8 protein-coding genes are annotated in these 13,025 nt (G+C 55.1%); 1 reads left to right on the top strand and 7 read right to left on the bottom strand.

Going from position 1 to position 13,025, the window contains the following annotated elements; genetic code table 11:
- Positions 1 to 25: 25 nt before the first annotated feature.
- The 5 genes from BQ5361_RS10220 to cas9 form a co-directional block, all read right to left on the bottom strand.
- Complete coding sequence (locus BQ5361_RS10220; RefSeq protein WP_074021951.1) at positions 26 to 1,156, bottom strand: site-specific integrase; 1,131 nt, start codon at positions 1,154 to 1,156, stop codon at positions 26 to 28.
- Between the two features lie 78 nt (positions 1,157 to 1,234).
- Positions 1,235 to 2,116 (bottom strand): helix-turn-helix transcriptional regulator, encoded by an 882-nt coding sequence (locus BQ5361_RS10215; protein WP_143047561.1) that lies wholly within the window; start codon positions 2,114 to 2,116, stop codon positions 1,235 to 1,237.
- Between the two features lie 670 nt (positions 2,117 to 2,786).
- Positions 2,787 to 3,092: a CRISPR-associated endonuclease Cas2 gene (gene cas2, locus BQ5361_RS10210; protein ID WP_257587966.1), complete on the bottom strand. Its 306-nt coding sequence runs from the start codon at positions 3,090 to 3,092 to the stop codon at positions 2,787 to 2,789.
- 37 nt (positions 3,093 to 3,129) lie between these two features.
- Complete coding sequence (cas1, locus tag BQ5361_RS10205; RefSeq protein ID WP_035473641.1) at positions 3,130 to 4,017, bottom strand: type II CRISPR-associated endonuclease Cas1; 888 nt, start codon at positions 4,015 to 4,017, stop codon at positions 3,130 to 3,132.
- A gap of 7 nt (positions 4,018 to 4,024) precedes the next feature.
- Positions 4,025 to 7,666: a type II CRISPR RNA-guided endonuclease Cas9 gene (cas9, locus tag BQ5361_RS10200; protein ID WP_035473639.1), complete on the bottom strand. Its 3,642-nt coding sequence runs from the start codon at positions 7,664 to 7,666 to the stop codon at positions 4,025 to 4,027.
- A 205-nt stretch (positions 7,667 to 7,871) separates the two neighbouring features.
- On the opposite strand from cas9, the gene BQ5361_RS10195 reads away from it, so the two are divergent.
- A complete protein-coding gene (locus BQ5361_RS10195) occupies positions 7,872 to 8,510 on the top strand; it encodes a lactate utilization protein (RefSeq protein ID WP_257526820.1) in 639 nt (212 codons plus the stop codon).
- 125 nt (positions 8,511 to 8,635) lie between these two features.
- Here BQ5361_RS10195 and BQ5361_RS10190 read toward each other — a convergent pair whose 3' ends face one another.
- Positions 8,636 to 10,090 (bottom strand): hypothetical protein, encoded by a 1,455-nt coding sequence (locus tag BQ5361_RS10190; protein WP_035473637.1) that lies wholly within the window; start codon positions 10,088 to 10,090, stop codon positions 8,636 to 8,638.
- A 59-nt stretch (positions 10,091 to 10,149) separates the two neighbouring features.
- On the bottom strand, positions 10,150 to 12,984 hold the full coding sequence (locus BQ5361_RS10185) for a TonB-dependent receptor (protein WP_035473634.1): 2,835 nt from the start codon (positions 12,982 to 12,984) through the stop codon (positions 10,150 to 10,152).
- Positions 12,985 to 13,025: the final 41 nt, after the last annotated feature.

The raw sequence follows: 13,025 nt of genomic DNA, 5'->3' as shown, positions 1-13,025 counted from the left end.
AATACATTAATATATAAGGTACGGATTATTCGTCGAACATCTCCGGGTCGATATAGATACTGATACGTCCGACGGTTTCGAGCTTCGTTTCCTCAAGCAGATCCAGATAAATTTCCGTCGAGCGAATACTCTTGTGCAGCATCATTTTGCTGAGGGTGTAAATATTCGTGCCGCTGGCTAATTGCAGCACGGCGTAGGTGTGGCGAAAACAGTGGAACGTGATGCGTTTGGTAATGCCCGCATCCTCAAGCCATCGTTTGAGCGGACGGTCGGTCATCGAGCGTGTAAAACCCTTGAATACCGTACCTGTACTGCGAGGCCCGCAAAGTTGTAGGGCCGTATCGCTTAACGGTAAGAGTCCTTCTTCGTCGGTTTTGACTGTGCGTATGCGCATATTATAACCGTTGCCTTCCAGGTTGGGTACGATATCCTCCCATTTCAAAGCCAACACGTCACTCAGTCGCAGGCCCGTTTCACAGGAGAAAAGGCTTGCCCGTTTCAAGACGTGGATCTCGCAGGGCGTTTGCGAGAGCGTTCGCAGTTCGGACGGCGTTAGAAATTCCCGACGTGTAGGCTTACGGGCTATATACTCCATTTGTATTGCCAGATCTTCTTCAATCATATGATCCCGGTAGGCATTATGCAGCAGACTGAGGAATTTCAGATAGTAATTGACAATCGAGCTGTGTGCCAGCGGGCGTGTAGGGTCCCGGAATTGGTGCGCCGAGAGCAGGTAGCTTCTGAATTTCCGGCAGAGTTCGATATCGACCTCCGCACAGATACAGGAGTTTTTGACGAAAAACCGGAAATGGTTGTAGCAGCCTTTCCACAGGCTGCTGTTGTGTTCGCCTACTATCTGCCTGAAGTATTCCAGAAAATCCCGGTTGCCGCGTGCGGTATCGAGAAAGCCGTATTGTTTGTTTATGATGGCCGGCAAGCGTGTGGAAGCGATCAAACGCGCTTTGCGGTACATTTCGTCATTATGCGACTTTTCGTGTTGCGAACGCGGGCGGGCATAGACGTAGATACCCAGCGTTTCGGTACGGGTCTTCTTCATCGTATCGGGGATTCTGATCGCCGGGTAATAGTCGAGGTATAATGAACGTCGTCCGTGTGAAATCGGACGGCTGCGAAGGGTGACTTTAGGACATTTCATAATGATGCGATTTGAGGATGCAAGTTATAAATGCACAGTGAGATAAACAAAAATTAGTGTTTTTCAAATAATTGTAAATCAATGCTTTTTACCCTGCGTAGCTTGTCGGAAAGCCGCTTCGGAAAAAATAACCTTGCGACGGCCGTCGATAACCGTCTTTTGCGTGTCGATACCGTAATGTGCAAGGCGATACGTCACCGTACTGGGAGGGACACTGTATTTCTTGGCCGCATCATCTATGGTGATATAACCTGCCGGAACGATTTGAGTCTGTTTTTCCTGAATGACAGCCTCTATCTGGGGAATGGAGTACAGCGAGTAACGGCCGTCCTTGATGCGCGAAATCCGATGGCACTGTACGAATCGGTACAAATAGGCCGTATCCCAGCCATAACGGCTGCATAGCTCTTGGGCCGCAGCCCATTTAGCGGCTGTGGGTGGAGCAGGAGCGGCGGCTTTGGAAGAGGTTTCGGCAGTTTGTTCGGGATGTTTCTTCCGCGTTGAACGACGCGGTTTCTGCTGTATGGCCGGAGCCGTACGCGTGGAGATAGTGGCACAGGCCTCGCTCCAACTAACATACGAAAGACGTCCGGTAACGTGGTAGATGGTGATAATGCCTTTAGCCGCGAGGTTGTAGATCGTTTGACGGCATATACCCAGCCGCCGGGCTGTTTCCCGCACGGAAATCATATCCGAATCTACAGGAGGAATCGCAGGCTCTTCCGCTCGTTCCCGTTTGTTGCGTTTGTCGAGAATTTGGGGTTTGTTGCGAAGATAATAGTCGTGCTGGTAGCATTTACGACTGCAATATTCGCTGGTGGAAGTGGCGGCAGAGAATTTCTGACCGCAGGAACGGCAAACGCGGGTAGTGTGTAATTGCCGACTGTTGGGGTGAGGGCCCGGAAAATTTTTCCTTGCTGCTTTTCCGGTACCGGGAGCGATGGATTTAGTCCGCTTCATAGACCTGATGATAAATTAATGTTTCGTTCTGCTGAAAACTATTTTTCAGCAGGCCGATTGGTCTATGGCGGACTGATATGTACTTATATGGACTGACGTTTACTGAAATTTACCTGTTGACGGGAATTATCCGACGAGGCGTTGTTGATTTTTCAAGTGTCGAGAACAGTCGATTTAAGTCCGTATCAATCTACTTTAGTCCAATCTACATTATCGTCAACAGGACTTTATTCTGGCTGGACATTTTTCAAGGTTTTCTTCGCAAATGTGTAGCAAATTTTGCCATTTCGGGTTTTCGGGAAAACGGTAGGCAAGATTTGTTATTTTGCTAAATCCCTGTTACATAGGAATCTGTTTCTCTCTCAAGCAAAGACCATATTTTAATTTTTGACTGCGATTTTTCTACATCAAACCACAACCGATAACCTCCAAGATATTGAGGACGCTGCGTTGTTTCTCATTCCAATTCTACATCAAACCACAACGGGTGGCAGCGGTTATCGCCGGCTATGTGGTTGTTTCTCATTCCAATTCTACATCAAACCACAACCTCGCGCATGGCAGTAATTCGTATTCTGCACGTTACACATATGACACCGATGCATAAAACGTCCTGCCGCACACCGGGGAAGTTGGTCGGATGTAATTTCGTATTTCAAAGAGCAGTATATCAAAAAAATTCCAGCTGCTGAGGCATCTCGGGCCGGGCCCGTTCGCTTTTCCCCCAATAGTTCCGAATCTCACTGTACTGTTTGTCCGTAACGCTCAGGATACTGGTATATCCGGCAGGCGGCATCGACTTCTGCACCCGACGGAGATGTACTTCCATATTCTCTTTCGAGGGGCAGTGACGCACGTACACCGAATACTGCATCATCGAAAAGCCATCCTTCTCCAGGGCCTTGCGAAACTGAGTCGCATGACGACGCTCGGTTTTGGTATTGGTCGGCAAATCGAAAAACACGAACAGCCACATGATACGATATGCATTCAAACGGACTTCCGACATCCTGTCACTCCAACAAAGGGTAAACAATCTTCTTTTGCGTTCCAGCGAAACATTTCGCCAGCGATGCCGCCGTAAACGTCAGGCCGACATCCAGCGGACGCATCACCTTCTCGAAACGCGTATCGGCGAACAGTATCCGCAGCAGGGTCCCCTTGACCTCCTGCGTCAGTTGCGACTCGCCCTGCATACGGAGCCCGTACACCAATTCGTCCACAAAAGGACGATAAGGTTCCATCACATCGTCGGCCAACGGAAAGGCATTGTACCGGTTACGGTGGAAAATGCCGAACGCCGGAAACAGCCCCGACCCCATCAGCGACCGTGCGACGGCCGCCCGCAGAACCGTATATCCGTAATTCAGCAAATTATTGGGAACATCTCCCTCCCGCATACGAACGAAATCCCGGCCGAACAGCTCTGCCCAGTAAATTCTGGCGGCAGTCCCCTCCCGGTTGTCCGCATCGCCGCTGCGGACATTCCGGTAATAGGGCTTCAACCGCTCCCCGTCTTTGCCCAACTTTTGCAGCAAGGCGGCCTGGTTTCGGATTTTCGCCTCGACAATTTGCCGCCATATCCCCTTTTTCAACGGCTCGCTCGCCTCGATTTGCGTCCGGTAGTTCTCGCCCTGTGTCCGGTTGGAATCGAGATTCATCAGCATGGCGTTCGGCATCCGGTCGTCGCCGCAGAAGATGACGGCCGCATTGTTATCCGAGAGCGCATTCAGCAGCGGCAGCGTCACGGACGTCTGTCGGTCCTCCAGCACCACCACCCCGATATCCTCGACCGGAACGGTCCGCTGCATGTCGGGGGCCTCCTTCGTACGGATAATCATCTGATTGTCCCGAAGACTCAGGCTATAAGGCGTCGAAAAGAACAGCGCGCGTTTCACCATGAAGCAATTACCGTTTGAATTTTACTTCCCCCGTAACCGTCAGTTCGAAGTCATAGCCTTCGACGAACATTTTAAAATTGGAAACTCTTATCCTCAACTTCGGAGCAGGATGGCGTGCATCGAAAACCGAAATTCCCATTCCACACTCCGCCGTAACGGCTTTCTGGTCCCGTGCCTCCTGATGAAACAGAAACTGGACACGACCATCCTGCGCCATTCCCACAACCTTGTACAACCTTTTAGCCAACTCTCCGACCGAACATTCATACAACTCGTCCGGGGAATTTTCATAAAACAACACCATCGTCCCCGTTTTCAAGAGATACTTAAGCGAATAACCGTTGACATCCGACAGCGGTACCAAATCGGGCCGGGATTCCCGGTCCGCACTCCGTTTGAAATAACGGGCCGCCTCCAGTTTATTGACGATTTCAAACGTCCGTTTCAACCTGCCCTGCCTGTCTCTGCCTTCGTAAATCGCCATGCAGTAATTCCCGTCGTTGACGACATGGTAATATCGCTTATACTCCTTAACGGATACATCGCGATGAGGCTTCAGGAGAATCGGATTTTTCACACCGGTCAATATCCGCACCTTCCGAATCGGTATCTGTTTTTCCTCGTTCATCCAGACGGTGTGTTTCGTCGGGTCTGTCGCCTCTTTGAAACCGTATGCCTCGACCGCCTCCCTGACTTTCTGTCTGACCGCCTCATCCACGATTTTTTCCACATCCGCAGGCAGCAGTTGGTCGAGCGACTTGCGCACGACATACCGAATCTCGCCGTCTCGTTCGATGGCTCCATAAAATGTCTGTTGATGGAGAGCACCCCGGGCAGTATCGCCCTGCATGTATTTGACCTCTCCCCTGTCGTTCCGCTGCACCTTTCCCCGCACACGCAGCCGTTTCCGACTCTGCTTGGGCATGTTGTCGGGTGTGTGATGCGAAATGAGCAGCTCATCGGCCGTCGCCCGGACATCCTCGGTGAAGGTCGGCCACGGCTTGCCGCAACGGGGTTTATCCGCTTCCCCCCACCGATAGAGTTCATCCTGCCGAACGTACTGCGCCCACAAGGCGTACTCCCGGCTTCCGATGCAGGCGATGGTAATGGCATCTATACAGTGGTGGACATGATTCACGCGCTCTTTCGCCGCATACTCCTCCTGCAGCCCCCACATCCTGCGGAACGCAGCCGTCGTAGCACCCTTGACCGTATAAACCCGGTCGAAGACTGTCTGCAGATAGAGCCGCGCATACCGGCCGATGATGCCAACATCCACACCCTGCCGATTGCTGAATCCTTCGGGCACCTCCGTCATGGTAAAGGCCTCGCACTTCCTGCGCCAGTAATCGAGGTGCATCCTCCAGTAGTGCCGGTCCTGAATGGCGAAATCCTTCGCCGATTTGGTCGTCGCACTCTTTGCGCGACGGTCCGCCCCCCAGACCCGATGCTCCAACCCCTCGATGCGCTCGAACCATCCGCACGACTCGACACAGGCCAATATCGCGGTATGGTTGGCCAGCTCCGACGGCAGTTTGTCGCGTTTTATATCCCGGTTGAATTCCTCTTCGCACAGCGTCTTGTTGTACTGCGCATCCTCTCCCCCACGCGAACGGGGGACGGTATGCTCGATGTCGTACCGCCGGCCGTCGCCGAGAAACTCGGAAATCCCGATTGTCTTCCCCGTATAAAGGGAACAATGCCCCTGCTCCACCCACAGACGGTATTTGAGAATATCCTCTTCGGAGGGCTCTATGGAATGTCCCGTCGCTTCGACATACTGTTGGCGAATCTCTTCGGCATATTTGCGGTTCTCAGCCTCCCGCTCCCGCTGGTAACGTTCGATGGCCTTCCGTTTGTTGGCGTCGTTCAGCTCGCGGGCGAGCTCGATATTGATTTTCGTGCCACGGTCAATCTTTCCTTCGCGCAGGAGTTCGTTCAGCAGTACGCGGAGGCGGAACAGAGCTCGCATGGCCATCGGATTCCGGACAGCCGGGATGCGCGGCGAACCCAGCTGCAGGAGACCCTGTCCGTTGGGAGACGCCGACGGATACGCCTCAATCATCGAAGGATGGTAAAGGCGCTCCAGCCGCTTCTCCTCTACGCCCCAATAACGCCGCAGATAATCGCGAATACGTTCCTCCTTCCGTGTTTTCTCTCCGTCGCCCAAATCATCCATCTGGGCGGAAATCCCTTGCTCCACTTCGCGGCGCCTGGCCGGGTCGGCATACACCTCCGCCGGAAGCACCTTTCCGAGGTTGGCAAAGAATACCGCCTCGTCGTAGCGGTATCCGCGCCGCAGGTAGGGAAGTATCTTGTTGATAACGTTCAGGCTCAGCGACGCATACCCCTGCGGCAGACGGAAGGCCGCCAGGGTTTTCGCATCGTCGGCCGAAAGCTGCAGTTTCTCCTGCAACCAGGCCTGCAACCGCTCCTCGTCCTCAAAGGCGAAGAGGACATGCCATACGTCGTTGAGTATCTGCTCCTCGTTTTTCCCGGCACCGAGCGTATACAGGCTGCAAATCTCACGCTGCCAATCATCTCCGAAAACCGAAGCGAAAAGGGCCGATACGGGAGACCCCGTCACCGTCGATTTGCCGGCACAATTGAAGCGGTACGGCGCCTGCAGCAACTCGCCCCGGCAGGCATAGTTCCCTTTGCCCGCTATCTTTTTGGCAATGTCTTCGAAATCGAAATGCGGTTTGCTCTTGCGCAGGAACAGCGGACGGACAATCTCCACCTCCTCCGGCGAAAGGGGCCGCGGCTCCGCATCGCCGGGACCCGTAACCCGAACGTTGTTGATGAACTGGAGCATCCGGAACTCCTCGAAGCGCGGATGGGACACCGGACAGCGGCTCTTGTCCTTTTCGAAAGTACACTTGCCTACCAAGCCCTTTTGCGACTTGAGGGGCCTCTGATAGAAAATGGCTTTTTCCAATGCCTGTCGCAACTCCTCATCAAGCCGCTGTTTCCGGCAAATGGCACGAAACTCGGCCAGATAGTGCTCGTTCCGGGCTGTATAGTGTTTGCGAATCTTCTCTTTCCGCTGGTAAAGCCGGTAGAAATATTCGCCCAGATATTCGCACCCCGCAGCGGCCATGTCGGCAGAGAGGGTTTTAATCTCCTGCTTCACCTTACCCTCCTCGGCCTCGTTTCCCGCATCCTTGCGATTGCTCAGAAATCCGCGGCGCTGACACAGATGATACAGCGCCCTGCCCAGCACGTAACGTTCTTCGCGGCAGGCCAAATCGAGTTCTTCGGTCAGACACCGGAAGCGGTCGCGGTACGGGTTCCTGTCCGCATTGTCGTCGGTACGCTGCCAACGGATGAACGCATCGTCCAACGGATAAATCCCCTTCCCCTGCCAGGCGTTCAACTGCTCCTCCGACAATGCGGGACACAGGTCGTGCCGTACCAACACCCGCAACAGGGCTATCTTGCGCAAACGGCGACGGAAATAGTGCCGCCGTAGGGCACGGGCATCGGTCCTGTCCTGCACGGCCGGTTTCTCCTGATTCTTCTCACGTGCTACCCCCTCCTGAAAGATATCCACCCCTCGGTCGAGCAGCGTACATCCTTCGTCGTCCACCTCCACGATAGCCCATCCGAGGGAATTGGTTCCTACATCTATACCCAATCTTTTCTCCATAAATTGGCGGTTTTTCGTAAAAATAAGGAAAATTTTTGGATTTGTGCACTTATTTTTCCTATATTTGCAATGTAAGAACTTCTACATCTTACCACAATAAGGCCATGGGCCGCAGGTTTTAATACCTATGTCTCCGCGTACTCCGTGGAGACTTTTTTTACGGTCTCCGGAAAACATCTGCCGGAACCGCCCATAATGGAGACACATGATGGAACAGGCAAAGACAACGGAGAGATGTGCCGACAGGCTGAGGCGCAACGGTTTTGAGGTGGCGACAGCAGCCGACGCACACGAGGCCGGCGAATACATCCGCAGCCGCATCGCCGAACTCGCGCCGGCGAGTATCTCCTTCGGCGACTCGATGACGCTCTACGCGACGGGGACGGTGGAGTGGCTGCGGACGCAGCGCACCTATCCGTTCATCGACACTTTCGAACAGGGCGTTCCTTTCAGGGAACTGATAGAAAGACGCCGGCAGGCGCTGTTATGCGACCTGTTCCTGACCGGCGCGAATGCCGTCACCCTCGACGGGGAGCTGCATTGGCTGGACATGATAGGCAACCGCATCGCTCCGATAGCCTTCGGACCGCGGCACGTCATCCTGACCGTCGGTCGGAACAAAATCGTGGAGGACGGCGATGCCGCCTTCAGGCGTATCCGCGAAACGGCCGCCCCGCGCAATGCGGCCCGTCATGAGGATTTCGACACGCCGTGCGTGAAAACGGGCCGGTGCATGGATTGTGCATCGCCCCGACGGATATGCAACGAACGGCTCATTCTGCACAAATGCCATCCGAAAGGGAGGATTACGGTGGTCTTGATTGACGAAGACCTCGGGCTGTAATATTCCTGCACGGAACGCAATCCCCGCACGCATTGCCGGCACATCGGAAGCTCCGCCGCGGAACGGGAAAAGGGCGGACCGCCGCAGCAGCCCGCCCACCGACAAATTGACCAACCTGCCGACGTTTAGTAAACCGTATTCTGGGGGTCGAAATTGCACCAGCCGTTCGTCCAGTTGGCGGCAGCGGTCTCATTCGGACCGAAAGCACCGATATAGTCCACTTTATCGAAGCCCGAAGCCACCTTCTCCTCCGTCCATGCAGCACCCGAAGCAAGCGGACTGTCGCTGCCGGGGAAGACCACCGGAGCGGAAAGGCTGAGCGGATTGCCGCTGAGGCCGAGGTCGGAGAGGGCTGCGAACACCCTGTTTCCACCCTCCGCACGGTTGAAATAACCGTCGGCGAAACTACCCGCATCCTCATCGTCGAACTGGGAACCATCCTTCCAATACTGTGCATCCTGGTAATTCTTCACCATGCCGGCCATCACGCAGTTGGTTACGTTGAGTTTGCCCTGCTCAGCCCAATCCTGTGTGGTAGACCCTTTGTCGTTCTCGATAATCAGCCCTACCGGGAAAGCCGCTATGAGGGAGTTATAGATACTGAGCTGGGTATTGCGGCGCAGATGAAGCGCGGCCTGGAATCTCGCATCGACCGGGCTACCCTCGGCGCCGGCCTGTTCGGTATAGGATGCGGGATTGGACACCGGCCCGAAAAGGCTGACGTTGGCGAACACGCATGAGGTGTAGGGTTCGGTAGCCGCACCGTCGCCGTTGTTGTCCGATTCGAAACCGTTGGAGGCCGACTTGTCCCCTATCCTCGGATTGCGCACGCCCATGGCGAACTGTACCTTGCCGCTGAAGCCGTTGTCGGTATCGAAATCATCGTCCCAACCCGAATAGGCGACGAGATATTTCGCATTCGCCGTACCGCCGAACCACTCATAGGAGTCGTCCCCCGAGTAGGATACCTGCAGGTGGTCGATTTTGGTACCGCTCCCGACCGAACCGAAGGTAATTCCGTTGATTTCATTGTCCGTAGAGTATTCGATGCCGGGGAATTCCACACGTACATAGCTCAGCACGCCGGAATTGTCCGCCGGGTCGTTACCGCCGTGTTTGGAACGCACACCGCCCTCGATGGTCTGTTCGCCGAGGTTGTTGGGCGCCTTGCCGAGCAGGATGATACCGCCCCAGTCACCGGGCTTGCGGCTGCCGGGAGCCTGGGCAGAAGTGAAGACAATCGGGCGTTCCGGCGTACCCTGTGCCATGATTTTGCCGCCCCGTTCGATAATGAGCGTACCCTGCGTAGCCTTGTCGCCCTTTATCACCACACCGGGCTCGATGGTCAGCGTCACACCGTCGGGCACATAAACGAACCCTTTGAGCGTATAGACGTTCGGATAGGTCAGCGTCATGTCGGAAGCGATTTCGAAATTATCCTTCGAACCGTCGCCCAGTTCGAACGTTTCGCCCTGCGGAGGATTCTCGCCGCCGTTGTCCGTATTCTTGTCGCAACTTACGGTAACAAAGGCCGAGAGGAGCATACATGCCACGGCGGCCATCTTGATGTTCTTTTTCATCTTTTTCTGTTCGATTAAAAATTGGTGTTTTCTCTATTGTCTGTCCTGTCGAATATCGTTCACAGCTTTACCGAGACAGTCAGCGATACGCTCTGACCGGGATTGTAGCGCCGGGTGACCTGTTCCCGCCGGTACATCTGTCCGTCCTTCTCGAACTTCGGGAACTGCTTGTACACCACGTCCTCCGAGAGAAGGTCCTTCACCGAACAGCTCAGCGTCACCCGTCGCCCTATCCTTTTCGATACGGAGAAATCGAGCACGTTGCGCGGCATTTCGTACGAATCGGGAATCAGCGTATTGGGGTCGGGATTGACGCTGTTGGACTTGCCCAGCCCCACTATCCGCTTGCCAATTCGGTTGTAGAGCAGCGCCACGTCGAGTCCGAGTCGTTCGGAACTGTAATAGAGTCCCGCGTTTATCACGTAGGGCGACTGTCCCTGCATGGGCCGGTCGGGTTCGGACACCACCTCGCCGGGCACAAAGGTCACGTTGCTGTATATCCACGCCGCATTGAGCACCAGCGAAAGGTTCGGCATACCGATAAAGCCGAGGTTTTTCCTCACATCGAGCTCCACACCCCAGCTTTGGGCCCGGTCGGCATTCTCATACATATAGCGGAGCGAACCGCCCATGTCGATATAGGTCCACTCTATCGGATTGCGGAAGTGTTTGTAGAAGGCACCGAGGCTCACCGTCTCGCCCGGTGCGGGATAGAATTCATAACGCAGGTCCACGTTGTCGATGACGGCCGTCCTGAGGTTCTCGTTACCGGCTATCTCGCTGAAGAGGTCGAAATCGTAATAGACCGTAGGGGAAAGCTCACGCAGCTCCGGACGGTTGAGCGAACGCCCGTAAGCCGCCCGCAACTGATGCCGGTCGTCTATCCGGTAAGTGACATTGACCGAAGGCAGCAGATTGAGGTCGTGGTGCGTCTTGGTGGTCATCAGGATAAGTTCGGGTGCATCCGAACGGTCTCGCGTCAGCTTCGTGGTGTAGCTTTCGAGACGTGCCCCGGCATAGATATCGAATTTTCCGAGCGGAATGTCGAGCGCCGCATAAGCCGCTCCGTAATAGATGTCGGCGGTGTAGGCATTGGTCTTGCGGGTTATCTCGTCGATATAGACCTTGTCCGCTCCCAGCCATTCGGGCGACAGCATCTCCTGGAAAGGCAGCTTGAGATAATATTGCCGCTCTTCGGCGGAAAGGTTGTCGTAACGGTAGATGAACTCGCGCTGGTCGTAGCTGCGGTAACGGTACTCGCCGTAGATGCCGGCCTTCAACGTGGGTCGGATACCCCCCCAGGCCAACTGCTGCACATAGTTGCCGGAAGCCGAAGCGATGTGGTCGCCGAGGGTCTGGAAGTAGCGTTTGATGTTGTCGTTGCCCGTCACCACATCCGCCAGGTCATCCGTACTTCCGATACCGGCCATATTGGAGACGATGCGGCGGTCGGGTTCGTTCCGGTCGGCATAGGAGTAACCGGCATCCCACGTCACCGTCGCATCGGTACCGGCCAGGTGGTGCGTGCCGGAGAACTGCCCCGTATAGGTCAGGCGCGAAGAGTACTGCATCTCGGTCTGTTCGAGATAGTACATGCTGCTCATGTCCTTGATGCCCCGGCGTTCGGTCAGACGGTTACGCCCCAATATATTGAGCAGGTTCTTGAACTCGATACGGTTAGAGGCGTCGAGGATGAACGCCCAGTTGTGCATCGCTCCGAGCCGGACATCGTTCGAATATTGGTTGTCATAATAATCGTCGAGATAGATGGGCGTGTCGGCGGCCGCGGAGTAGATGCCGTACCGGGCGTTCTTGATACCTTCGACTCCTTTAAACGTATTGCTGTATGTGACGGCGGTGATGTTGCCCACGGTACGGCCGCGCTTCGTATCCCAGCGGCGGGCCATCGAGAAGGAGAGCCGCTGGTCGGGCATGGGGATAAAACTCCGGATGCGCCAGTCGTTGTTGAACCCTTCTCTCGTCAGCCTCGTTATCTCGTCGGGCGAAGTGACGAGGTCCATGTGCGCCGGAAACGAGCGGCCGAGCGGCCTCTTGCCGAGGTCGAAACCGAGGAAATCCGTATAGCTTCCGGGGTTCATGCGGAACTGCCTGAATTGCGTCCTGACATTGAACCCGGTCGAATAACCGACTTCGATGCTGTTTTCTTCGGGGATACCTTTGGTCACTATCTTGACAAAACCGCCGGAGAAGTCGCCCGGTATCTCCGGCGAGGGGGATTTATAGACCAGCAGGTTGTCAATCTGACTGCTGGGAATCATGTCGAAGGAGAAGGCACGGCTGTCTGTCTCGGTACTCGGGACGGCCAGTCCGTTTATCCATGCGTTGTTGTAGCGCTGCGACAGGCCGCGCACGATGATGAAACGGTCGTCTATGATGGTGATGCCGGGGACGCGACGGACGACTTCCGAAGCGTTCCGGTCGGGGCTTTTCGATATCTGGGCCGCCGAAACACCGCTCGTGACCTGCGGAACGGCCTTTATCGTTCCGAGCATGGCTATCTCGGTGTCGCTCCGCATACGGGCCTTCACGACCACCTCTTCGACCTCTTCCGAATCGCTTTCGAGGCAGACATCCACCCCCTCCACATCGGCGGCCACCCTGCACGACACCTCGATGCTCTTGTAGGAGATGAAACTGACGGCGAACGTATAATCCCCCGCGGCAAGGTTGTCGAGGCGCCAACGGCCCTCCATATCGGTTTCGGTTCCCTTGTAGGTATCCTTGACCATGACTACGGCGCCTGTCACCGGTTCGCCCGTGGCGGCATCGGTCACCCTTCCCGACACGGAGTAAAGCGGCTGCGCCGCCTCCGCCGCAAGGAAGGGGCACAGCGCAAGAAAAAACGACAGAATTCTCGGTGTGTACAATCTCATATCTTTATCCCGAACAATTATTTGACGCCGCAAAACTACCC

The organism is Tidjanibacter massiliensis (assembly GCF_900104605.1).
Classification (GTDB): Bacteria; Bacteroidota; Bacteroidia; order Bacteroidales; family Rikenellaceae; genus Tidjanibacter; species Tidjanibacter inops.
Note: the sequence above shows the minus strand (reverse complement) of the source record. Positions and strands in the feature narration are given on the sequence as shown.